Source organism: Ensifer sp. GW821-FHT05G01, from assembly GCF_059419585.1.
Map to the genome: position 1 here is coordinate 525835 of NZ_JBWKSC010000001.1, position 22876 is coordinate 548710.

Genomic DNA, 22876 nt, shown 5'->3' on the forward strand with positions numbered 1-22876 from the left:
TCGCCGCCGCTAACGCAGCGTGTCCTTCTTGAGGTTGGCGTGGTTGAGCAACGCCTCGATCAGATCCCAGGCGGCCACATCCTGCGGTTCGGTCGGTCGATGATGCGGCGATTTTGCCTTGGCGAGCGGCACGATGAAATAGTCCGTGCGCGGATCGGGGAAGGGGTCGGCGAAAGACTTCAAGAGCGGCGCATGATCGCCATAGAAGACAAACCAGACGGGACGGTCGAGCTTGTCGAGACGATCTGTCAGTTGCTTCAATGCTGCGTCGGATTGCTCCAGGATCGCCAGGTAGATTTCCACCGGATTGGTGAGGTCGGCAACGCGGCCCGGCTCCCACGGGCCGTGGTTCGCCATCGAGGCGACGAAAACGAAACCGCTCGTGTCTTCCGGCAACTTCTCACAGGCATCGATGACCTTGGTCGCGAGCTTCTCGTCGGAGACATAGGGTCCATCACGGGCGGGCACATGGTCGAACCCGTCGAGCATCGTCAACTCGGCAAAGCCGAGTTGCGGCATCGCCTTGTGGCGCAGGAAGAAGGTGCGGTCGTAAGGATGTATGAAATGGGTGTGCCAGCCGGCACGCTTCATTTTTCCCGGCCACACGACGTCGGAATAGTGCGATGCCCGCAGGTAGGGGTAGCTCGCATCCACGTGGATGTCGTCGGGCACGAGGCCGCTGATGACGGCAAATTCGGTGCGCAGTGTATAGCCGCCCTCAAAGACGCTGCTGAGGCGGCCCCATTGGGCGGCCTGTCGCCGCAATCGGTCAAGCGTCGGCATCTTCAGGGTATCGACACCGAAGTGTCGCATGTCGATGAAGGACTCTGATTGCCAGACGACGATCAGCGGCGAGCCATCGTCACCGATCAGGTCCTGGACGGCGGCCCGCACGATTTCCGAGAGTTCGGCGACGATCTTCTCGCGCTTGACGCCGAGCCAGATGATGAAGCGGAAGATGACCGATCCGAAGGTGCCGAAGCGCACCGTGTTCATCTTGACGTCGAGCACCTTGACGAGCCGTTGCACGAGCGCCGCCGTCGGTCGGTTCACCGGGCCGTAGAACAGGAGAAGCCACGGTCCGGCAGCGACCGCCACCATGACCATTATCCAGAACGCCTTGCCGCGGTCGGGCAGAACCGTCGGTTCGAAATACAGGTAAAGCCCGGAAACGCCGAAGACATAGAGGAATGCGACCGTCCAGAAGACGATGTTCAGCGAGCTGGCATAGAAGATCGTCTTGTATTTGAAGACATCGACGACGAGGGCGATGTCGGAGAAGATCAGCGGCTCGCGGATGAACTTGAACTTGGCCCGCGAAATCCCGGTGAAGATGATGAAGAAGCTCATCGTGCCGGCGGCGGCATAGAGCGGCCGCCAGGAGCCTGCAAAGAAGCCGGCAAACACCAGTGCGATGACGGGCAAGCGGGCGAGGACGTCGATGACGTCCTGTTTGCGCCCGAAGGGTGAAGGGTTTGCCCGACGCTCGCGTTTCGGCAGTGCGAAGCGGTCGGTGAAGAAGATCACCGCGCAGGACAAGATGAAACAACAGATCGTCAGCGTTATCGGATAGTCGTGCAATTGAACGGGGAGTAACGCCAAGCGGAAACCTTCATGCTTTCTTGCACGCCGACACCGCCTCATGCAGCACGGGAACGGTCTGAGACTTAGAACCTATCGTCGGCACGCACAAGCGCCGTCACTGACCGCGCTTTGATACTCCACCGCTACGGCGCGCGATCGCTCGGTCGAACCACCAGTCGAGAACCGGTCTGACCGCCGGGCCGAACCGGCCAAGGAGAAAAAGTGTGAGGCCAAAATAGATCTCGAACCGCCCGCGCTCGATGCCGTCGACGATCTTGCCGGCAACCGCTTCTGCCGGCCACGGGCTGACCGTACCCATGACCGCGGCCGCCTCGGCGGGGCGAAAGGCAAGTTCGCGCTGAAACTGCGGCGTCTCAGTGTCGGGCGGAAAGCAGACGGAGACGTTTACGCCGTGCCCGCGTGCTTCTGAACGAAGCGCCTGCGCAAATCCGTGAACGGCGAACTTCGACGCACAGTAGGCGGAATAGCCGTAAATGCCGAGAAGGCCGGCGCCGGATGAGATCATCATGATTTTTCCACGCCCGCGTTGCGTCATTCCGGCGTAGACCGCGCGCACCGCATGGACGGTGCCGGAAAAATTCGTGTCCATTTGCCGCTGGAACGCGGTGCTGCCAAGCTCTTCGAACCGGCCGGGCTCAACGACGCCGGCTGAGGTCACCAGGATGTCGCAGGGTCCGAACGCGGCTTCGCAGCGATGGATAGCAGCGGTGATTTCGTCCTCCCTCGCAACGTCGGCCGTCTCGATCCGGATGTCCCCGACTGTCGATGCCTTCGCGGCGAGTTCATCCTGTGCCTGTTTCAGGATCTCGGCGGAGCGTGCAATCAGGGAAAGGCGCGTGCCGCGACTGGCATAGATCGATGCGATCGCCAGCCCTATGCCGCTCGAGCCGCCGGTGATGATCACATGGGTCATGCTGCTTTCCGTCCGCGGCATCCGGCCCTGGAGGGCGTTTGCGCTTCGTCAACGCGCCGAGAGCGCCTTCATCATCTGGTCGATATCGATGCCGCCGAGACCGAAGTTGCGTTCGGTCAGATCCTTCAGGCGCTCGGCCGTAAGCGTCACCGTTTTGCGGATCTGCTCTTCCGTATGGTCGCTGGTGATGAAGAAGCGCAGCCGCGCCAGGCCTTCGGGAACGGCTGGGTGGATGATCGGCAGCGCATTGACGCCGGCCGCCAGCAGATCGTTGGAGAGCTGGACGGCGCGCAGAGAATCGCCGACCAGAACCGGCACCACCGAAAAGCCGCTGCTGAGACCGGTGTCCAGACCTGCCTCCTTGGCAAGCTTCAGGAAGAGCGCACCGTTGCGCCTGAGGGCGGCGGTGCGTGACGGCTCGCGCGCAAGCACGTCGAGGCTTGCGGCGGCCGATGCGGCCAGAACCGGAGCAAGGCCGACGCTATAGACGAAGCCTCCAGCCGACGCCTTGAGCACGGCGACGAGTGCTTCGCTGCCGGCGATGTAACCGCCGCAACTGGACGTCGTCTTCGACAGCGTGCCCATCCAGATGTCGATCTCATTCGGATCGACGCCGAAGTGCTCCGCAAGGCCGCGGCCATGTTTGCCGACGACCCCCAGGGAATGGGCCTCGTCGACCATCAGCCAGAAGCCGTACTCGGCCTTGAGTTTCAGGAGAGCCGGCAGATCGGCAACGTCGCCGTCCATCGAGTAGATGCCCTCGACGATGACAAGGATACGGCGATAATCGCCAGAGACCGTGCGCAGCACATGCTCAAGGTCGCTGGCGTCATTGTGCTTGAACAGGCGGCGCGTGGCCCCGGAAAGCTTGATGCCGGCAAGCGCGCTGTTGTGGATGAACTCGTCGTGGACGACGAGGTCCTTCGGTCCCATCAGGCAGCTGATGGCCGCGACATTGGTCAGATAACCGCTGACGAAGCAGACGGCGGCATCGACGCCGTAGAAGCGCGCGATCTTCTCTTCCAACTCGACATGAACAGGCCGCTCGCCGGCGACAAGCCTGCTGGCCGAGGCGGAGATGCCGAAGGTGTCGACGGTTTCCTTTGCCCTTGCCAGCACCTCCGGGTGCCGGTTGAGGCCAAGATAGTCATAGGACGCAAAGTTGATCAGCTTGCGGCCGTCGATAACGGTCGTGGCGCCGGCCGCCGTCTGATGCGCCCGGTAGAACGGGTTGGCGATCCCAAGCTGTTCGCTGGCAAACTTCTGGGTCTGAACCTGTTTGTATTCCGGCAGATCCTCGAAACGGGCCTGCTGCCGGCGGGCCGGCGGCGGCATCTCTCGCTCCGATCGCGCCATGCGGTTGCGCTCGGAGGATTGATGCGTGTTTCTCATCCGGTCCAGCAGGTTCTCCTTGAGGCTGCTGGTCATCTTGGATGAGCCGGGACCGTTTCCGTTCGTGCTCATTGGCTCTGTGCTTTTTCCTTTGCCGTGCCGACGTGCCGTTGCGCCAACTCGGTGACCAACTTGTCATCCGCACCGTCGCTGTCGTCGCCCTGGTCGCGCTTGCTGACCTTCTCATAGAGCTTACGGGCGACGTCGCCAACCGTCGTGTTGTCTGCGACGCCACTCAGTGGCATGTCGAAGCCGGTATTCTGCTGGAAGCTCATGCCGAGTTCGACGGCCATAAGGCTGTCGAGGCCGATTTCCTTCAAGACCTTGCTGCGCGTGACCGTATCCTTCGAGACCCGCAGGATGGCGGCAATTTCGCCTGCGACCAGATCGAAGAGAATATCCTCGGCTTCCTGAGCAGACTTGCCTTCGATCATCGCGACGAGGTCCATCTTGGTGCCTTCGCCGCCGGACGAATGCTGATCGGCACTGCGCAGGATGACTTCGAAGAGCGCGTTGCGGGCGACCGGCAGGTTGCGGGCGGCCGACCAGTCGATCTCGGAGATCATAACGACGGCGGCGTCGACCGTGCCGGGGTCGCAGGCAAGGTGGCTTTCCACCATGTCGAGCGCCGTCTGCGCTTTCAGCGCCGTCTTGCCGATGCGCTTGGCCAAGAGGTCGTTGACGTCGGTGTTCTGTACCAGATAGCCCTTGTCGGCGATCGCGCCGAACCCGACCGCAAGACCGGCAAGCCCTTCGGCGCGCCGGGCACGGGCAAGACCTTCGAGGTAGCCGTTGGCCGCAACGTAGTTCGCCTGGCCGGGATTGCCGACCAGCGTCGTTGCCGACGAGAACAGGATGAAGTTGTCGAGCGCATCGCCACGGGTCAACTGATCGAGAACAGCGGCACCCTTTGCCTTGGTGTCGATGACCGGCCGGTTGCGCTCGCGATTGAGATTGCTGATGAGCGCGTCGTCCAGCACCATCGCTGCGTGAACGATGGAGCGTAGCGGCGCAATGCTTCGCAATTCCGCAAGCAGGCTGTCGGCTGCCGTCGCATCCGTGATGTCGCAGGCATGAACCGTCGCCGAGATGCCGGCCTTGGCCCAAAGCTCGATCATCGCCGTCGTTTCCGCGTCCGCAAGGCCGCGCCGCGAGCAAAGGGCGATATTCTTCGCACCCTTGTCGGCAAGCCAGTTGGCAGCGGCCAGGCCGAAGCCGCCGATGCCGCCGACGACGAGGTGCATGCCTTCAGGGTCGATCGTGACACCACCGCGCGGCCGGGTTGCGACCTTGTGTTTGCCGGCCACTGGCGGCAGCACGACGATCTTGCCGATATGGCCTGCGTTCTGCATCAGGCGGAACGCATTGCCGATCTCGTCGAAATCGAAGGCGCGGTACGGCAGCGGTGTCAGCTTGCCGTCTTCAAACAACGCGCCGATCTCGGTGAAGATGCGCTTGGTGAGTGCCGGCGCGTTGACCAGCAATTGGTCCGCGTCGATGCCGAAGTAGCTGACATTGCGACGGAACGGCCGAAGGCCGATCTTGCTGTCGGCGTAGTAGTCGCGCTTGCCGAGTTCGAGGAAACGGCCGAACGGTTTGACGAGCGCCAAGCTCTGCTCCATCGCTTCGGCGAAGAGCGAGTTCAGGACGAGGTCGACGCCTTCGCCGTTTGTCACGGCGCGCACGTCGTTGACGAAACCGAGCGAGCGCGAATCGAACACATGGTCGGCGCCGAGCATCGAAAGGAAGCGGCGTTTCTCGCGCGTGCCGGCCGTGGCAATGACTTTCGCGCCCTTCAGCTTGGCAACCTGCAGTGCTGCAAGGCCGACGCCGCCGGCGGCACCGTGGATAAGGATGGTTTCGCCGGCCTGGATGCGGCCGAGTTCCACCATGGCATAGTAGGCGGTGAGGAACGCGACCGGTACGGTGGCAGCCGCGACCGGGCTGACCGATTGCGGCAACCGGGCGACACCGGCGCGCGAAACGACCGCGTGGGTGGAGAAGGCCGCCGAGGCGATCGCCATGACGGCGTCGCCGACCGAAAGATCGTCCACGCCCTTACCGACGGCAACGACGTGACCGGACAGTTCCATGCCGATCGTCGCACCGGCAAAGCCGTCTTCAAGCGCTTCTTCGGGCAGAAGACCCATGGCCCACATCACGTCGCGGAAGTTGAGGCCGGTGGCAGCCACCTTGACGACAACGTCGCCTGGGCCCGCGGTCGGCACATTACTTTCTTCCCAAACGATGCTGCCGACCTGAGAGGCGACCCGTTGACGAATGGTGGCTGCGTCGAAGGACGCCGTCGAACCATGGGCGCTGTCGGTCGGACCGGAAACCGCGCGGATTTCCGAGAGCGATCCGTTCGGCCCTTCCAGCAGCCATTCACGATTGGTGCCGGAAACGGCAAGCAATGGAAGCGCCGCAGCAGTCTTCTGCTCGTCAGACGTCGCGCTGTCTGCGGCAAGATCCAGAGCGTGGACGTCGAGGAACTCGTACTCGTTCTGCAAAACGCGGGCGAAAGCCCAAAGGCCGGCATTGGTGCCGGAGCTTACCGCCGTCGTGCCCGACACACGGGCGGCAACCGGCGCCCCGTCAGGTGCGACAAGAACGAGCCTGGGGCGTGCGTCGCCGTTTGGATCGGTGTCGCCGACGTGCTGGCGCAGCACTTCCGAAAAGGCGCTGAGCGCGAGAACCTGGGCCTGCAACGAGGCGGAGTCGTCTGTCCGGCTTTTCGGCGCAGGCGACGATAGGAAGACGGCCCGAACGGGTCGATCGCCGAAGGTCTCGAGCGCATCGCGAAGCAACGCCGTATCCGTGGACGTGTCACCCGTCAGATTGACCGGGACGGCGCCTGCGGACGGCTGCGTTTTCTGGCGCGGGCCGACCTGCAGCAGCAGGTAGGTCCCAACTGCCGCGACGGCAGCATCGGTACCGGTCTCGGCAGGCACCGGCGTTTCCACGCCGCGTGCTTCGAGAACGATGATGTTGCCGCTGGCGCATTCGCGATCCGTAACGTCGATCTCGCGAAGGTCGAGATCAGCCAGACATTTCTGCCAATGCGGAACGGCTGCGAGATTGCCGATCGGGAATTCCGCGGCCTGGCTGCGGGCAAACCAGCCGTCCGACAGTCCGAGCGCAAAATCGTTGAAGAGCGATGGCGCGCCGACTGCGGCGACAAGGCCACCGGTCCGGCGGAGCGTCGAGCGAAGTGCCGCGCGAACGTCGATATCGTCTTCAATCAGACCGTAGAGGCGATCGGATGCGCTGATGGCGAGATCGAACGGCGCCTGGGTCGCAAGCTCACCCTTCTTGAGAATGCGGACATGGGCATCGTTTTCAAAGGCGAGTTCCAGGCCACGTTGCGCGTTGTCACGCGGCTCGACCACGCTGAGGCTCGCGCCGTGTTTGGCGGCAAGCGCCGACAGGCGACGGGTGAAGCCGGCGGAAACGCTACCGAGTTCGACAATGCGTAGGCGCATCCCGGCTGGCTGAGCGCGCAGCGCCGCTTCCACGGCGTCGAGAACGAGCGCCATGCGCTGGCGACTTGCCTCGGAGTGCACGGCCTGATGGTCGAGCGTCGCATCGCTGATGAAGCCGGAATTGGCGACGGTTTCGCTTTCTCCACCGGCTGGAGCCGCCAACAGGACATCAAGACGCGCCAAGGCTTCGGCGTAGGCGTTGTTGATCAGAACCGCCTCGACGGCGCGATCCGGGCGCTCGCCATAGAGTTCGCGCAGGATTTCGGAAACGCTCGGAAGGCTGAATTCCTGCGCGACGGTCCAGACGCCGTCCTTGTGTTCACAGAGACCGGCATCCTCAAGTACGTAGAGGCAGCTCGCCAGGAAACACTGGAAGGCGAAATCGCCGGGCAGGCTGTCGCTGCGCACGACCGATCGTCCCTTGCCGAGCTTCAGCGCAATTTCCTGGCAGGCGCGATAGATGGCTGCGTTGAACAGCAACGTCGTGTTGTCGATACCGGTATCGGCTGCGGTCGTGACGCTGAGGGTCACCGGCGCGTGGACGCCAGCATCAACCGTCGGCAGGAGCGCTTCGGAAAGCACAGTCTCGTAGTGGAACGAGAGGGCGTCCAGCGTCTTGTGCTTGCGCAGATAGGTACGCCGGAAGCGGCAATCCTCGAAATAGGCAACCGGGCCGCCGGACTTGTCGAAGAAGTGGAACTTGGCCTTGATCGAATTGGCGCTGACACGCTCGATCTCGATCGTGGCGCGCGCAATCGGCTTGCCGGCATTGACGACGCGCACTGAACCGAACCGCACCGGAATATAGGGTGCACCGCTCTTGTCGCCGGTAAAGCGGTCAAAAAGCGCAACAAGCCCGTGGAATGTGGCGTCCACCGAGATTGGGTTGAGGGCATAGGTGATCAGCGGATGTCCGGACTTGTCCGGGCTCTTCAGCTCGACGTCGACGAAACGATCGTCATAGGCGACGGCCTTGGCGAGCAACTGGAAACGCGGACCGTAGTCGAGGCCGAACTGCCGTGCGGTATCATATGCCTTGGCCGGAGCGACGGTTGCCGTCTTCTGCATGCCGGCAAAGGACGGCAGCGGGCGTTCTTCACTCGGCAACGGCTTGCGGGACCGGGCAACCGCGTGAACGGCCCAGTCGTCTTCCGACAGCCGTTCGCGCGAGCGGATTTCGATGTCGCCGGTTTCCGGCGACAGGACGGTCGACAGCTCCATGATGCGGCTGTCGCTGAGCTCCAGCGGCCGGACGATCTCCAGATTGGTGATCTCGACATCGTCGGTACCATAAAACTGCTGTGCGGCTGCGACGGCGATTTCGATGAAACCGCTGCCCGGCAGGATCGCCTTGCCGTCGACGACATGCTCGGCCAGATCCGGAAACAGCGGTGCGTCGATGTGGTTCTTCCAGCTGCCGCTGTTCGGATCGCTGCGCCAGCCGGTCAGGCGATAGGGTTTTGCGGTGCGGCCGAAGAGGTCCGTGGCGTCGGTGGTGGCAGCCGGTCGCAGTTCGACCGGCTCGAACGGCAGGCTCGGCAGCGAGATCGCCGCATTGCGCTTGCCGAAGACGCGTGTCGTGTCGACGATGGCGCCGTGGGCGACGGCTCGCGCCATGGCGGCCGAAATCGGATCCTGACCGGTCTCTCCGACGTCTCTGAGCAGTGTCGGCACGACCATGCCCGGAGAGGCCGCTTGCTTGATCGTCTCCTTGACGTAGGAAGAGAGGATCGGGCGCGGAGAAATCTCGACAAAGAGCCGGCAACCGAGTTCGATCGCCGCCTCTGCCGCCGCCTGGAAGCGAACCGGCTCGCGGACATTCTTCCACCAGTAGTCCGGGTCGAGGTGCGTGCCGTCGAGGGCCGCACCCGTAACCGTCGACAGATAGGTGACTTCTGCACGGCGGGGCGCGATGTCGGGAATGTCCGACAGGAACGCGTCCTTTGCCCGGTCGATGATCGGGTGGTGGAAGGGGTAGTTGATGTCGAGAATCTGGACCGGGATCTTGGCCTTGCGCGCCGCGTCGCGGAAAGCGGAAATCTGATGCGCCGGGCCCGAGATCGTCACCGAATTATGGGCGTTGACGGCAGCGACGCAAAGCTCGTCGAGGCCGCGTGCCTCGGCAAAGGCGCGTGCGGCATCTTCACCCAGCATGACGGCGGCCATCGTCCCATGGCCGGCGAGCAGATCCTGGTGCAGCGACCGCTTGGCGACGATCGAGACGGCATCGACCATCGACAGCGCGCCTGCCGCATAGGCAGCGGCGATTTCGCCGACCGAATGACCGAAGACGGCGACCGGCTTGATGCCCATGGCGACAAGCGAATCGGAAAGGGCGGCCTGAACCGCAAAGAGCAGCGGCTGGGCGATCTTCGTATCGGACAGCTTCTTGTCCAGGTCGGGATCCGTCAGAAGCTCGGTCAGCGAGATGTCCGAATGGAACTTGAAGAGCGCACTGACCGAGGTGAAACACTGGCGGAAGTGAAGGTTTTCACGGAACGCTTCGACGCCCATGCCGGCCCATTGCGAGCCGTTGCCCGAAAAGACGAAAGCGACCTTGGCATCCCTCGTGACGGCTTCGCCCACTTCGCCGATATCGGAGCCCGGTTTTTCCACATGGCTGGCGATCGCGCGTACGATATCTTCGGGATGGTCGCTGCGGGCTGCGAACCGATAGCGCATATGCGTGCGGTTGGCGCCGGAAGCCGCGACCATCGAGCGGATCTCACCCTTGGACGCGTTGGCAAAGCGCGTCTTGTAGTCCTTCAGCAGGGCTTCAAGGCTCGATGCGGTGTGGGCGCTTGCGAGGAAGACATGCCCTGACGACGGCGGATTGTTGATCTTGTCTTCGGAAATCGGCTCCGGGTCGCTGATGACCACGTGGGCGTTGGCGCCGCCGAAACCGAACGAGTTGATGCCGGCAAGCCGGGCACGCTTGCCACGCAGCAATTCGATCGGGCTCGCCGTGACGCGCACGTTCAGGCCGTCGAAATCGATATGTTCGTTCGGCGTGTCGAAGTGCAGCGATGCGGGCAGGTAGTTGTTCTCGAGCGCCAGGATCGCCTTCATCATGCCGAAGAGGCCGGAAGCCGGCTCGGTGTGGCCGATGTTCGATTTGATCGATCCGATCGGGACTGGTGCCCGACGGTTGGCGCCGATGACCGTGCCGATCGACCAGACTTCTGCGGGATCGCCGACCTTGGTGCCGGTGCCGTGACCCTCGACGAAGGCGACCTGGTTGGCATCAATGCCGTTGCCTTCGTAGATCGCCCTGAGCAGGTTTGCCTGGGCTTCGCGCGAAGGCAGGGAGATGCCGTTGGTCCGGCCGGCCGAATTGACGCCCGACGCAACGATCCGGGCGTAGCTCCGGTCTTTTTCCTTGCGGGCGCGGTCAGAGCGGCGCAACACGAACACGACGCCGCCCTCGGCGCGCACATAGCCTGCCCCATCGTTGTCATAGGCGCGGCAGAGCCCTTCGGGCGAAAGCATGCGCGCCTGCGCAAAACCGACGAACGGCAGGGGATGTGCCAGAATATTGACGCCGCCGACGATCGCCGTATCGATCTCGCCGGCGTTGAGTGCCCGCATCGCCTGATCGAGCGCGACGAGCGAGGAGGAACAGGCCGTATCGACGGTCATGCTCGGGCCACTTAAGCCGAAAATGTGAGAAATGCGATTGGAGACGATCGACAGAGTGTTGCCGGTCATGAAGTACGGCCCGGCGGCAGCCGGATCTTCGACCGTCAGGTTGGCATGGTCGAGGCTCGATGCGCCAATATAAACGCCGACATTCTCGCCATGCAGCGAGGTCGTCGAGATATTGGCGTCTTCGAGCGCGCGCCAGGCAAGCTGCAGAAGCACGCGCTGCTGCGGATCCATATACATGGCTTCGCGCTGCGACATGCCGAAGACGGCCGGATCGAAATCATAGAGTTGATCGAGTACGCCGGCAGCAAAGGAGTAGGTCTTGCCCTGCGTACCCATGACCGGGTGCCAGAAACGCGCAACGTCCCAGCGATCGGAGGGGATGCTGGTAACAGTGCACTTGCCCTGACGAAGAAGTTTGAACAACGCCGAAGGCGATTCTGCTCCAGGGGCGAGGCATGCACGCCCAATAATCTCAACAGCCATGTATGATCGAACGCTCTAAACTGACGTTAAAGTTGCATCTGCGATTGCGGCTCCAAACGGAAAACGCAACCGCCAATCGTCCCGCCCCAGGGTTATCCCCATGTATATTCGTTCCGCCTCATTAGTCAGCTTTTAACTTAAAGTGCCTAGCTTTCAAGTCCAAAGGCCTAACATATACATGCCAAGAACCTTCATCCAAGACAAATCGGGCGGCAAACCCGGCAAGGTGTAGGAGGTATGACCGGAAAGGCGCAGGGCCAATTATTTTGCTCGTCATCGTCTGCAAGTGACTTGTTGTGAGACGGCTATTGTGCTTTTCAGAGACCGGCGGATTCCCGACCGGGAGATCATGCGGCGCAGAACTATGAACAGAATCATACCTGTGCCGAATTCGGAGTATCTTAGTTGAAACGTGTAGCTGCCCTTCTGCTTTCTACCGCACTTGCGGGATGTCAGGCTGTTCCGGGCGAAGGGCCACTGGCCGGAGCCATTGTTGCGGATGCTGGTCAATCCGGCGCCGAAATCGGTCGAAAGAATGCCACTGTCTTTGATATCGTCGATGTAACCGGTCAGTCGGCGCGCCTTGTTTCCGACTATGTGTCGTCGACGCTCAACCGCCGGTTCGGCGTTGGCGGCGGCGTCGGCCGCGTCGTCATCGGTGTCGGTGACGCCCTGAAAGTGTCGATCTTCGAGGCCGGCAGCGACGGTCTCTTCTCGACGCAGGATTCCAAGCAGACAAGCATCGATCTGGTCGTTCAGCCTGACGGCAAGGCAGCCATTCCCTATGTCGGGCCGGTCCAGTTTGCCGGCTTGACCCTGGAGCAGGCGCGCCAGGCAATCCTGGAAGCGCTGAAGCAGAAGGCGGTGGAGCCTGACGTCATCGTCACGAGCATGAGCACCGCGTCGCGCAACGTCACCGTTTCGGGGGCCGTCGGCAAGTCCTCGGTCGTGCCGCTCAGCCTCGTCGACGAAACGATCAACGAGGTCATCGCCAAGGCAGGCGGCCCGGTCGCTCAGCCCTACGAGACCTATGTGACGCTGGTGCGCGGCAAGAAGACCGGTACGGTCCTGCTGAAGTCGATCATCGAGAACCCGTCGGAAAACATCCATGTGAAGCCGGGCGACCAGATCTTCGTCGCGCGCGATCCGCGCCGCTTCACGATCCTCGGCGCCGTCAAGGCGAACCAGCGTGTCGAATTCGGCGCCAACGATCTCAATCTGCTGGAAGCGATGGGGCTTGCCGGCGGTGGTTCCGACTACGCGCTCGACATGAAGGGCTACTTCATCTTCCGTTACGAAGAGCCGGATGTGGTCATGAGCCTTCTCGGCCAGCAGCGCTTCAACGAGATGTTGCGCAAGGGCATGAAGACCGACAGCCAGGGACGTTACCCGATCGTCTACCGCTTCGACATGAGCAAGCCGGACAGCCTGATCGTCGGCCAGACATTCCCGATCAAGAATCGCGACGTGATCTACGCATCGCGCCATCCGTCGGTCGATTTCTCGAAGTTCCTGAACTTTGTTGCTCAGCCGGTCGGCATTGCCAATTCCGGCTTCTCGATCGCAGACAACATCAACAGCATCAACAACTGATCCATTCGAAATACAGTATAAGAGGGGCGTCGACCGCGGTCGGCGCCCTTTTTCTTTTGCGTTCGAGGAACGGGCCGCGAAGCGTTCGAAGCGGGTTGCCGTCACTCAAATTCTGTGATTGATCTTGGACTTAAATCGATTTTGGTGATCGATAGGGATTGGTCCGGTCGAAGGAAAAGCGATGGCTGGTGAAGCGTTGATCGTCGTCGACGTGCAAAACGATTTCTGCCCGGGTGGAGCGCTCGCCGTCGCCGGCGGCGGTGAGATCGTGCCTGTGGTCAATGATCTGATCCGGACATTCGAACATGTGGTGCTGACGCAGGACTGGCATCCCGACGGACATTCGAGCTTCGCCTCCGTCCACTCGGGAAAAGCGCCGTTCGAAACGATAACGATGCCCTATGGTGAGCAGACGCTTTGGCCTGATCATTGTGTTCAGGGCAGCGCAGGTGCTGATTTTCACCCGGCGCTGGAATGGACGCGTGCCGAACTGGTGATCCGCAAGGGCTTTCGCACCGGCATCGACAGCTACTCCGCCTTCTTCGAGAACGATCGCCTGACGCCGACCGGCTTGACCGGCTACCTCCGGGACCGCGGTATCGACAGCGTCACCCTGTGCGGTCTGGCGACCGATTTTTGTGTGGCCTTTTCAGCGCTCGACGCGGTTGCGAGAGGGTTTTCGACCTCGGTCGTGCTCGATGCCAGCAGGGGTATCGATCTGAACGGCTCGCTCGCCGCCATGATCACGCGCATGCGGCAAGCCGGCGTGCGGATGCTTTAGCCCTGTGCCCCTCTGCATATTTCCTTAATTCGCATTCGGATTAAGGAAATATGCTGAAGTTCAACGTGTGGCAGCGACCTTTGCGCGTCTCGTAAGACGCGTGGCACTGCAGGAGGAGCAATTCCTGAGATGACCAAGACCGATATCGCCAGGCGCGTCTACAACCACGCCTGGAAGCTCGACCCGATTGTGCGTAGCCTGCTCGACACGGATTTCTACAAGCTGTTGATGCTGCAGATGATCTGGCAGCTCTATCCGGATGTGGACGCGACCTTCTCGCTGATCAACCGCACCAAGACCGTGCGGCTCGCCGACGAAATCGACGAGCACGAGCTGCGCGAGCAGCTCGACCATGCTCGCGACCTGCGGTTCTCCAAGAAGGAAATGATCTGGCTTGCCGGTAATTCGTTTTACGGCCGCAAGCAGATCTTCTCGCCCGAGTTTCTGGCCTGGCTGGCAAAGTTCCGCCTGCCGGACTACGAGCTGTCGCGACGCGACGGCCAGTTCGAGCTGACCTTCCGCGGGCGCTGGGCCGAAACCACCATGTGGGAAATCCCGGCGCTTGCGATCATCAACGAGCTGCGCTCGCGCTCGGCGATGAAGGGCCTTGGCCCCTTCACGCTCGACGTTCTCTATGCCCGCGCCAAGGCGAAGATGTGGTCGAAGGTCGAGCGCCTCAGGCAATATCCCAGCCTCAGGATCTCCGACTTCGGCACCCGAAGGCGCCACAGCTTCCTGTGGCAGCGCTGGTGCGTCGAGGCCCTGAAGGAAGGCATCGGCGCATCCTTCTCCGGCTCCAGCAACGTGCTTCTGGCAATGGATACGGATCTGGAAGCGCTTGGCACCAACGCGCACGAGCTGCCGATGGTGGCAGCGGCGCTCGCCCGCAACGACACCGAACTCGCCCAGGCGCCCTACAAGGTGCTCCAGGACTGGAACCAGCTCTACGGCGGCAATCTGTTGATCGTTCTTCCCGATGCTTTCGGCACAGCTGCGTTCCTGCGCGATGCGCCAGCCTGGGTGGCGGACTGGACCGGTTTTCGCCCGGACAGCGCCCCGCCGATCGAGGGCGGCGAGAAGATCATCGCCTGGTGGAAGAAGATGGGGCGAGACCCGCGCGAAAAGCTGCTGATCTTTTCCGACGGCCTCGATGTCGAGACAATCATCGAAACCTACCGGCATTTCGAAGGGCGCGTGCGCATGAGCTTCGGTTGGGGAACGAACCTCACCAATGACTTTGCCGATTGCGCGCCGACGGAGATCAAGGGCCTCAACCCGATATCGATCGTCTGCAAGGTCAGTGATGCCGACGGCCGGCCGGCTGTCAAACTGTCGGACAACCCCCGTAAGGCGACCGGTGACGCGGCAGAGGTTCAGCGCTACCTTAAATTCTTCGGAAGCGAGGATTTCGTCGAGCAGGCCGTCAAGGTCTGATAGCGGCGAGAAGGCTGTGCAACGCGCCGGACAAAAAGAAACCGGCGAGAGCCGGTTTCAAAAGGGGATTTAAGCGTTGGGATTGTCCATCATCGCAATATCAAATCTAGGGGGCGAATCTTAAGGTTGCGTTAAGGCGCATTCTTCGCCGCCTGCAACTACAAATTAAATCTTCCGCTTGAATGCTTTGATAGCCGGATCGCCTCGGTGAGCGGTTAAAACACGAACATGTAAAGCAGGATGATGGCGATCAGGGGTACGCCCATGAGCCAGAGAACGATGCCTTTCATTTCAAAACCTCCACGTCATTGCCGTTGAAGAGGTAACGCCGGCTGTCGCAAAACGTTCCCTGCGTGCGATCGAAGCCTGGTCGTGCTGCCGCCGAGCAGGACGCGCTGGTGGCGCTGTGCTGGCTTGAGCCCGCTGCATATTCCAGCTTGGACCGCCGCCGATTTTTAGAGAGATCTGTCCGTCGCCGGTGACATCAGGGCAACAAAAAAGGCCGGGCGAACCCGACCTTCCCATTCGCTGTGCCGCCGCCCGCACATCTGCGTTCGGCAGCGACGCGCGAAAATTACTTGGCCTGCAGGTTGTCTGCAGAAGACTTGCCGGTCTTGCGGTCGCGCGTCAGCTCGTAGCTGATCTGCTGACCTTCGTTGAGGCCGGAAAGGCCTGCGCGCTGAACGGCCGATATGTGAACGAACACGTCCGGGCTGCCGTCGTCAGGCTGAATGAAGCCGAAACCCTTGGTGCTGTTGAACCACTTTACTGTGCCTGTAGCCATGACGATTCCCTTTCAATCGTTCGTAATAGACATTCCCGGAAACAAACCTCCGGATCAGGATAACCGATTTTGAAGAGGGAAGTCCGTCTCTCACGCGCTTAGGGCGCCGACACAAAGTTCGTCAGCAATATCGATTTCCGCCAAATAAGAGCTGAATGTGACGATTGCAAGGCTTTGTTTGTCGATGCCTGGGCGGGCTGTGCGGCTATGCACATATGAGCGCCCAGCGCGGTTTGGCGCCGCCGAATGCTGGCAATGTTTCAAGCATGTCTAAGAGGGAAATGGTGCTGCTAGAGAGATTTGAACTCTCGGCCTCTCCCTTACCAAGGGAGTGCTCTACCCCTGAGCTATAGCAGCATCTCGCGGCCGGTTCGTTGACAAGCCGCATCAAGCGAGGCGGCTATTGCCATAGCTGGACGGGGAGCGCAAGCAGCATTTTGAAGTTTTCGCTGTTGTCCTGTGAGAAAATCCGTTTCGGCTTCCGAACCCCCTGCTTTTGCGCTAATGCATCCACCATGCAAACAGACGACAAGAAAAGCGCTGAGGGCGAAGCTTCGTTGACCGAGCCGGAGAGCGCGCCGGCAAAGCGCCGGCAAAAGGATACGACCGAGCAGGACCTGAGGAAGGCGCGCCTCGCCAAGACGCTGCGCGACAATCTCCAGCGCCGCAAGCAGCAGATGCGCGCGCGCCGGTCCGGCGCCCCCGACGAGGCGATCGGCCTGCCTGCCGCAAAAACGGACGAATCGGAAGATTAGTACGGGCAGGGCGCCGTTCGGCGGTCTTTCGTGGGAGCAGGCGGCCGTGGCTGCCATGCGTTCAAGGCACTTCTAATTTCGCGGCGTCTCCCCTAAAGAGGCGCCTTCAGACACACTTCACTTTTTTGGAAAGGCGGGCCAAGCCCGTTCGAGAGGCCTCATGGATCGCATCAGGATTGTAGGCGGGAATGAACTTCACGGGGTCATCCCGATTTCCGGCGCGAAGAATGCGGCCCTGCCGCTGATGATCGCATCGCTGTTGACCGACGATACGCTGACGCTGGAAAACGTTCCGCATCTGGCCGACGTCGAGCAGTTGATCCGCATCCTCGGAAACCATGGCGTCGATATCTCGGTCAACGGCCGGCGCGAGCGCCAGGGCGAAAGCTACGCCCGCACGGTCCATTTCACCTGCCGCAACATCGTCGACACCACGGCGCCCTACGAGCTGGTGTCGAAGATGCGCGCAAGCTTCTGGGTCATCGGCCCGCTTCTGGCGCGTGAAGGCAAGGCCCGCGTGTCGCTGCCGGGCGGCTGCGCCATCGGCACGCGTCCGGTCGACCTGTTCATTGAGGGCCTGCAGGCGCTCAGCGCCAACATTGAGATCGACAGCGGCTACGTCAATGCGACGGCCCCGGCCGGCGGCCTGATCGGCGCGCGTTATACCTTCCCGAAAGTTTCCGTCGGCGCCACCCACGTGCTGATGATGGCAGCGACACTTGCCAACGGCACCACTGTGCTTGGCAACGCCGCGCGCGAGCCTGAGGTTGTCGACCTTGCCAACTGCCTGAACGCCATGGGCGCAAAGATCACGGGCCAGGGCACCGCGACGATCACCATTGAGGGCGTGCGCTCGCTGTCGGGCGCCCGTCACCGCGTCCTGCCTGACCGCATCGAGACTGGCACCTACGCCATGGCCGTTGCCATGACCGGCGGCGACGTCATCCTCGAAGACACCGACATGGCGCTGCTCGACACCGCGCTGGAAGCGATCCGCCGCGCCGGCGCCGAGATCACCGAGACCAACAGCGGCATCCGCGTCGTGCGCAACGGTGCCGGCATCAAGCCGGTCGATATCGTCACCGATCCCTTCCCGGGCTTCCCGACCGACCTGCAGGCGCAGTTCATGGGCCTGATGACCATGGCGAAGGGCACGTCGCATATCACCGAGACGATCTTCGAAAACCGCTTCATGCACGTGCAGGAGCTTGCCCGCCTTGGCGCCAAGATCTCGCTGTCGGGCCAGACCGCCAAGATCGAGGGCGTCAGCCGGCTGAAGGGCGCGCCCGTGATGGCAACCGACCTTCGTGCCTCCGTCTCGCTTGTCATCGCCGGCCTTGCGGCGGAAGGCGAAACCATGGTGTCGCGCGTCTACCATCTCGACCGCGGCTTCGAGCGGTTGGAAGAAAAGCTCACCCGTTGCGGCGCCCATGTCGAGCGCGTCAGCGACTGATTTTACCCGTCGCGCCTGATGCCGTTGCGGTTTCAGGCGCGACGTCCTATGTCCATTTCAATTGTGGCACGCAAAATGTGCGACGAAAGCGAAAGGAATGGATGGCATGGATGGTCTGAAGCTGCTGGCGCTCGATGAAGAGGATCTGGCCGTCGTCTCCGCCCACGTCCAGGATGCCGTGTTCAAGGTTTCCGGGCTGGAATACGATGCGCGCCGCAAGCAGTTTTCGCTCAGCGTCAACCGGTTCGTCTGGGAGATGGCCGATGGCAAGCGCCGTTCCTTCGAGCGTCGACGGGCCGTGCTCCTGTTCAAGCGGGTGGGTGCGGTGCGTTCGCTCGGTTTTGATCGTGGCAATGGCGAGGCCGTGCTCGACCTGCTGGCAGTAACATTCAAGGTCGCCGGCGAGGGGCCGGAAGGCACAGTCGAACTCGTTCTTGCCGGCGACGCGTCCATTGCCCTTGATGTGGAATGCATCGAGGTGCAGCTTGCAGATACCGGCGGGGCATGGGAAACCGCTTTCAAGCCCCGGCATCCCGAAGGCGTTTGAGCTCCGCGACACAGGCATACGACAAGGACATTTTGCGTTGGCAATCAGGCTGAACTATCTCGACGGTAACTTCGAACAGCAGTTCGCGGCGTTTCTGACCACCAAGCGTGAAGTTTCCGAGGACGTCAATGCGGCGGTCAAGGCCATCATCGACGATGTGCGCCTGCGCGGCGATGCGGCGGTGGCGGAATATTCCGCCCGCTTCGACGGTATCGACTTCGCGACGACGCCTATGCGCGTCAGTGCCGAGGAAATCGACGCGGCAATCCAGGCCGTAGAGCCGGAAGTGCTGGGCGCCCTCAAGGTCGCCGCCGTTCGCATTGAGTCGCATCACGCCCGCCAGCGGCCGAAGGACGATATCTACGAGGACACGATGGGCGTCGGCCTCGGCTCACGCTGGACGGCGGTCGATGCCGTCGGGCTCTACGTGCCCGGTGGCACGGCGAGCTATCCAAGCTCGGTGTTGATGAACGCGCTGCCGGCCAAGGTCGCCGGTGTCGAGCGCATCGTCATGGTTGTGCCGGCCAATGGCGGCAAGATCAACCCGGCTGTGCTGGCGGCAGCGCGTCTTGCCGGCGTCGAGGAAATCTACCGCATCGGCGGTGCGCAGGCCGTGGCAGCCCTTGCCTATGGCACCGCCACCATCGCGCCGGTCGCAAAGGTCGTCGGCCCGGGCAATGCCTACGTGGCTGCCGCCAAGCGCCAGGTCTTCGGCACTGTCGGTATCGACATGATCGCCGGCCCGTCGGAAGTGCTCGTCATCGCCGAGCGCGACAACGATCCGGACTGGATCGCCGCCGATCTTCTGGCGCAGGCCGAGCACGATGTCGGCGCCCAGTCGATCCTGATCACCGATGATGCCGCCTTCGGCGAGGCCGTCGAGGCGGCGGTCGAACGGCAGCTGAAGACGCTGCCGCGTGCTGAGACGGCTTCTGCGAGCTGGCGCGATTTCGGAGCGATCATCCTGGTACCGGATCTGGAAAGGGCGATACCGCTTGCAAACCGCATTGCCGCCGAACATCTGGAGCTGGCGCTTGCCGATCCCGAGCCGATGGTCGCGAAGATCCGCAATGCCGGCGCCATCTTTGTCGGACGCCACACGCCCGAAGTCATCGGCGATTATGTCGGCGGCTCGAACCACGTGCTGCCGACCGCCCGCTCGGCGCGGTTCTCCTCCGGCCTCGGTGTTCTCGATTACATGAAGCGCACATCGATCCTGCGGCTCGATGCGGAGCAGCTGCGCATCCTCGGGCCGGCGGCAATCGCTTTGGCGCGCTCCGAAGGGCTTGAGGCCCATGCGCGCTCGGTCGCGATCCGCCTCAATCTCGGGGATGCGGGATGAAGGCAGACCGCAATCAGCGCCTCTGCGATGTCGTACTGGACGAGACGATCGGCCGTTCGACGCCCGACGTGGAGCATGAGCGCGCGGTTGCGATCTTCGATCTTCTCGAAGAAAACCTGTTCGAGCCGGTCGGCCATCCGGGCGGCCCCTACAAACTCAACCTCTCCTTGATGGACGCAAAACTGGTCTTTGCGATCTCGACCGAGAAGGGATCCGACGTCGCCACCCATATTCTCTCGCTGACACCGTTTCGCCGGATCGTGAAAGACTATTTCCTTATCTGCGAAAGCTACTACGAGGCGATCCGTTCGGCGACGCCGAGCCAGATCGAAGCGATCGACATGGGGCGTCGCGGCATCCACAACGAGGGTTCGCAGACGCTGATGGATCGCCTGTCAGGCAAGATCCGGCTCGACTTCGACACCGCCCGCCGCCTGTTCACGCTCGTCTGCGTGCTCTACTGGCGCGGATGACGGCGGAGACCGGAATGACGGGAACCGCGACGCGCCAGCCGAAAACGCCACGCTCCGTTCTCTTCATGTGCGGCATGAACGCGATCCGCTCGCCGATGGCGGAGGCTCTCGCCAAGGCTGCGCTGCCCCCAGGTACGTATGTTGCCTCGGCCGGCGTGCGCCACGGCGAGCGCGATCCCTTCGTCGACGTGGTGCTGGACGAGGTCGGGCTGTCCATCGGGCGGCATCAGCCGCGCACGCTCGACGAGCTCGAGGACGATTATTTCGACCTCATCGTCACGCTGGCGCCGGAGGCTCATCACCTGGCGCTGGACCTGACGCGCTCCATGGCCGTCGACGTGGTCTATTGGCCGACGCCGGACCCGACGGTTGCCACCGGCACGCGCGAGCAGATCGTCGATGCCTATCGCGCCGTTCGCGATCACCTGGCCACGCTGATTAATCGCCGTCTGGTAGTGGCGCCCGCGGACGAAAAGGCTTAAGGCAGTACAAAAGCTGAAAAGCCGGCGCAAAGCGGTTCACAAATCCTCGTCGATTGTGTAGTTTCCGGCGAATTTTTCGGGATGCGTGTCGTATCCCCGAACAAACACAGAAAGACAGTCCTACATGGCGAAAGAAGAAGTCCTCGAGTTCCCGGGCGTGGTCACGGAATTGCTTCCCAATGCGACCTTCCGCGTGAAGCTCGAAAATGAACATGAAATTATTGCCCACACCGCAGGCCGCATGCGCAAGAACCGCATCCGCGTTCTGGCAGGCGACAAGGTGCTCGTCGAAATGACGCCCTATGACCTGACCAAGGGTCGCATCACCTACCGCTTCAAGTAAACCGCCAGACCGGTGGCTTCATCATATCTCTGGGGTGACGGCGCGTTCCGATGACAACGGCTCAAAAACTGATATTGGCGTCCGGTTCGCCGCGTCGCGTCGAGCTTTTGGCCCAGGCAGGCATCGAGCCTGCGCGCCTGATGCCGATGGATCTCGACGAGACGCCGAAGCGTTCCGAGCATCCGCGCTCGCTGGCGCGTCGTCTTTCGGCCGAGAAGGCGAAGGCGGCGCTGGCCGCGATCAAGGGTGAGGCCGGTTGGGATGGCAGCTATATCCTGGCGGCCGACACGGTCGTCTGCGTCGGCAGGCGCGTCCTGCCGAAGCCCGAGCTCGTCAGCGAAGCGTCGAGCGCCCTGCATTTGCTGTCTGGCCGCAGCCACCGGGTCTATACGGGTGTCTGCCTGATCACGCCTGACAAGACGCTGCGCCAGAAGGTGGTCGACACCAAGGTCCGCTTCAAGCGTCTTTCCGGTTTCGACATCGAGAGCTATCTTGCTTCCGGCCAGTGGCGCGGCAAGGCAGGGGCCTACGGCATCCAGGGCATCGCCGGCAGCTTCGTCGTCAAGCTCGTCGGCTCCTACAGCAATGTCGTCGGCCTGCCGCTCTATGAGACCGTCGGCCTTTTGGTCGGTGAAGGCTACGACGTTCACAATCGTTGGCTGGAAGGCTGAAGGCAGTGACGGACGAAGACAAGAAAAGCGGCTCGAACGTCGCACCCTTGCGCGCACCGCGTCCTTGCCCCGAATGCGCTCGCCCCTCGCACCGCGAGCACTATCCCTTCTGCTCGGATCGCTGCCGCAATGTCGACCTCAACCGCTGGCTCTCGGGCTCCTACGCCATTCCTGTGGCAGACGACGAGTCGAAAGCCGACGACGACGATCGCTGACCGCGATCTGCCTGAATATCCTCAGTTTTTCGGCTTTTTCCACACTCTTTGAAATAACTGCCAAAAAACTTTCATTTGGTGCTGGACACCGCCGAACATCATGTTATAACCCCGCTCGCTTCCGGGGCACAAACAACGCCCCGAGGGTTCCGAAAGGAACCGCTGCCCGCAACGGCAGGATGCCCGGATAGCTCAGTTGGTAGAGCAGCGGATTGAAAATCCGCGTGTCGGTGGTTCAAATCCGCCTCCGGGCACCATTCATCTTTCAAAGACGAATGGTTTTTGCAAAGCTGTTTTGTTTCCCCTTTTATGGAAATAGGCTCCTACGCTGTAACGCGAGCCCCGCCAATGCTCTTCCATTCAAGGGTCATCGTGCTGTTGGTCTGCACTGAGAACTGGTCCGGCCCCACCAGATATTTCCATCGAGAATTGCACGCCAATAAGGTGTCGACTTCGTGCGCCGGTTGACAAGTCGAACTC

The 22876-nt window shown here is 61.9% G+C and carries 17 protein-coding genes and 2 tRNA genes; 13 read left to right on the forward strand and 6 right to left on the reverse strand.

What is annotated here, in order from left to right; translation table 11 throughout:
- Window positions 1-9 precede the first annotated feature (9 nt).
- From AC07UR_RS02570 to AC07UR_RS02585, 4 genes are read right to left on the reverse strand one after another with little or no spacing between them, the layout of a single operon-like run.
- Window positions 10-1644, reverse strand: a complete 1635-nt coding sequence (locus AC07UR_RS02570; RefSeq protein ID WP_209787597.1) for an LTA synthase family protein — start codon at window positions 1642-1644, stop codon at window positions 10-12.
- Window positions 1645-1699: 55 nt separating this feature from the next.
- Entirely contained in the window at window positions 1700-2518 is an 819-nt protein-coding gene (locus tag AC07UR_RS02575; protein ID WP_209787594.1) for an SDR family oxidoreductase, read from the reverse strand.
- A gap of 48 nt (window positions 2519-2566) precedes the next feature.
- Window positions 2567-3982 carry an aminotransferase class I/II-fold pyridoxal phosphate-dependent enzyme gene (locus tag AC07UR_RS02580; RefSeq protein WP_209787591.1) on the reverse strand — a complete coding sequence of 472 codons (1416 nt, stop codon included), beginning with the start codon at window positions 3980-3982 and terminating at the stop codon, window positions 2567-2569.
- Window positions 3979-11523: a type I polyketide synthase gene (locus tag AC07UR_RS02585; protein WP_494700006.1), complete on the reverse strand. Its 7545-nt coding sequence runs from the start codon at window positions 11521-11523 to the stop codon at window positions 3979-3981. The genes AC07UR_RS02580 and AC07UR_RS02585 overlap by 4 nt, the downstream gene beginning before the upstream one ends.
- 405 nt (window positions 11524-11928) lie before the next feature.
- Here AC07UR_RS02585 and AC07UR_RS02590 point away from each other — a divergent pair, with 405 nt between their 5' ends.
- The 3 genes from AC07UR_RS02590 (at window position 11929) to pncB (ending at window position 15331) form a co-directional block, all read left to right on the forward strand.
- Window positions 11929-13116, forward strand: a complete 1188-nt coding sequence (locus AC07UR_RS02590; protein ID WP_173418960.1) for a polysaccharide biosynthesis/export family protein — start codon at window positions 11929-11931, stop codon at window positions 13114-13116.
- A gap of 181 nt (window positions 13117-13297) precedes the next feature.
- A complete protein-coding gene (pncA, locus tag AC07UR_RS02595; RefSeq protein WP_173418961.1) occupies window positions 13298-13897 on the forward strand; it encodes a bifunctional nicotinamidase/pyrazinamidase in 600 nt (199 codons plus the stop codon).
- Between the two features lie 129 nt (window positions 13898-14026).
- Entirely contained in the window at window positions 14027-15331 is a 1305-nt protein-coding gene (gene pncB / locus AC07UR_RS02600; RefSeq protein ID WP_209787588.1) for a nicotinate phosphoribosyltransferase, read from the forward strand.
- A 574-nt stretch (window positions 15332-15905) separates the two neighbouring features.
- Here pncB and AC07UR_RS02605 read toward each other — a convergent pair.
- Window positions 15906-16115 (reverse strand): cold-shock protein, encoded by a 210-nt coding sequence (locus AC07UR_RS02605; protein ID WP_025425871.1) that lies wholly within the window; start codon window positions 16113-16115, stop codon window positions 15906-15908.
- 282 nt (window positions 16116-16397) lie between these two features.
- Window positions 16398-16472, reverse strand: a tRNA-Thr gene (locus AC07UR_RS02610).
- Between the two features lie 158 nt (window positions 16473-16630).
- Here AC07UR_RS02610 and AC07UR_RS02615 point away from each other — a divergent pair.
- From AC07UR_RS02615 to AC07UR_RS02660, 10 genes are all read left to right on the forward strand, one after another.
- Window positions 16631-16870: a hypothetical protein gene (locus AC07UR_RS02615; RefSeq protein WP_173420949.1), complete on the forward strand. Its 240-nt coding sequence runs from the start codon at window positions 16631-16633 to the stop codon at window positions 16868-16870.
- 160 nt (window positions 16871-17030) lie between these two features.
- Window positions 17031-18323: a UDP-N-acetylglucosamine 1-carboxyvinyltransferase gene (murA, locus tag AC07UR_RS02620; RefSeq protein ID WP_209787586.1), complete on the forward strand. Its 1293-nt coding sequence runs from the start codon at window positions 17031-17033 to the stop codon at window positions 18321-18323.
- 106 nt (window positions 18324-18429) lie between these two features.
- Window positions 18430-18870: a DUF2948 family protein gene (locus AC07UR_RS02625; protein ID WP_173418964.1), complete on the forward strand. Its 441-nt coding sequence runs from the start codon at window positions 18430-18432 to the stop codon at window positions 18868-18870.
- A gap of 37 nt (window positions 18871-18907) precedes the next feature.
- On the forward strand, window positions 18908-20212 hold the full coding sequence (hisD, locus tag AC07UR_RS02630) for a histidinol dehydrogenase (RefSeq protein ID WP_234941610.1): 1305 nt from the start codon (window positions 18908-18910) through the stop codon (window positions 20210-20212).
- Entirely contained in the window at window positions 20209-20685 is a 477-nt protein-coding gene (locus tag AC07UR_RS02635) for a UPF0262 family protein (protein ID WP_115418517.1), read from the forward strand. The genes hisD and AC07UR_RS02635 overlap by 4 nt, the downstream gene beginning before the upstream one ends.
- Window positions 20686-20699: 14 nt before the next feature.
- A complete protein-coding gene (locus tag AC07UR_RS02640) occupies window positions 20700-21167 on the forward strand; it encodes an arsenate-mycothiol transferase ArsC (RefSeq protein ID WP_209787580.1) in 468 nt (155 codons plus the stop codon).
- Between the two features lie 124 nt (window positions 21168-21291).
- Window positions 21292-21510, forward strand: a complete 219-nt coding sequence (gene infA / locus AC07UR_RS02645; RefSeq protein ID WP_004435948.1) for a translation initiation factor IF-1 — start codon at window positions 21292-21294, stop codon at window positions 21508-21510.
- A 50-nt stretch (window positions 21511-21560) separates the two neighbouring features.
- Complete coding sequence (locus AC07UR_RS02650; RefSeq protein WP_209787577.1) at window positions 21561-22181, forward strand: Maf-like protein; 621 nt, start codon at window positions 21561-21563, stop codon at window positions 22179-22181.
- 5 nt (window positions 22182-22186) lie between these two features.
- The gene (gene yacG, locus AC07UR_RS02655) at window positions 22187-22396 is read left to right on the forward strand and encodes a DNA gyrase inhibitor YacG (protein WP_209787574.1); all 210 of its coding nucleotides are present in this window, start codon (window positions 22187-22189) and stop codon (window positions 22394-22396) included.
- A gap of 181 nt (window positions 22397-22577) precedes the next feature.
- Window positions 22578-22653, forward strand: a tRNA-Phe gene (locus tag AC07UR_RS02660).
- Window positions 22654-22876: the final 223 nt, after the last annotated feature.

Bases quoted from the DNA above. Each gene is read 5' to 3' on its own strand.
- AC07UR_RS02570 (WP_209787597.1), bottom strand. From the start codon at position 1,644: ATGAGGCGGTGTCGGCGTGCAAGAAAGCATGAAGGTTTCCGCTTGGCG.
- infA (WP_004435948.1), top strand. From the start codon at position 21,292: ATGGCGAAAGAAGAAGTCCTCGAGTTCCCGGGCGTGGTCACGGAATTG.
- murA (WP_209787586.1), top strand. From the start codon at position 17,031: ATGGATCGCATCAGGATTGTAGGCGGGAATGAACTTCACGGGGTCATC.
- pncB (WP_209787588.1), top strand. From the start codon at position 14,027: ATGACCAAGACCGATATCGCCAGGCGCGTCTACAACCACGCCTGGAAG.
- AC07UR_RS02605 (WP_025425871.1), bottom strand. From the start codon at position 16,115: ATGGCTACAGGCACAGTAAAGTGGTTCAACAGCACCAAGGGTTTCGGC.
- AC07UR_RS02615 (WP_173420949.1), top strand. From the start codon at position 16,631: ATGCAAACAGACGACAAGAAAAGCGCTGAGGGCGAAGCTTCGTTGACC.
- pncA (WP_173418961.1), top strand. From the start codon at position 13,298: ATGGCTGGTGAAGCGTTGATCGTCGTCGACGTGCAAAACGATTTCTGC.
- AC07UR_RS02640 (WP_209787580.1), top strand. From the start codon at position 20,700: ATGACGGGAACCGCGACGCGCCAGCCGAAAACGCCACGCTCCGTTCTC.
- AC07UR_RS02635 (WP_115418517.1), top strand. From the start codon at position 20,209: ATGAAGGCAGACCGCAATCAGCGCCTCTGCGATGTCGTACTGGACGAG.
- AC07UR_RS02585 (WP_494700006.1), bottom strand. From the start codon at position 11,523: ATGGCTGTTGAGATTATTGGGCGTGCATGCCTCGCCCCTGGAGCAGAA.
- AC07UR_RS02650 (WP_209787577.1), top strand. From the start codon at position 21,561: ATGACAACGGCTCAAAAACTGATATTGGCGTCCGGTTCGCCGCGTCGC.
- AC07UR_RS02575 (WP_209787594.1), bottom strand. From the start codon at position 2,518: ATGACCCATGTGATCATCACCGGCGGCTCGAGCGGCATAGGGCTGGCG.
- AC07UR_RS02625 (WP_173418964.1), top strand. From the start codon at position 18,430: ATGGATGGTCTGAAGCTGCTGGCGCTCGATGAAGAGGATCTGGCCGTC.
- AC07UR_RS02580 (WP_209787591.1), bottom strand. From the start codon at position 3,982: ATGAGCACGAACGGAAACGGTCCCGGCTCATCCAAGATGACCAGCAGC.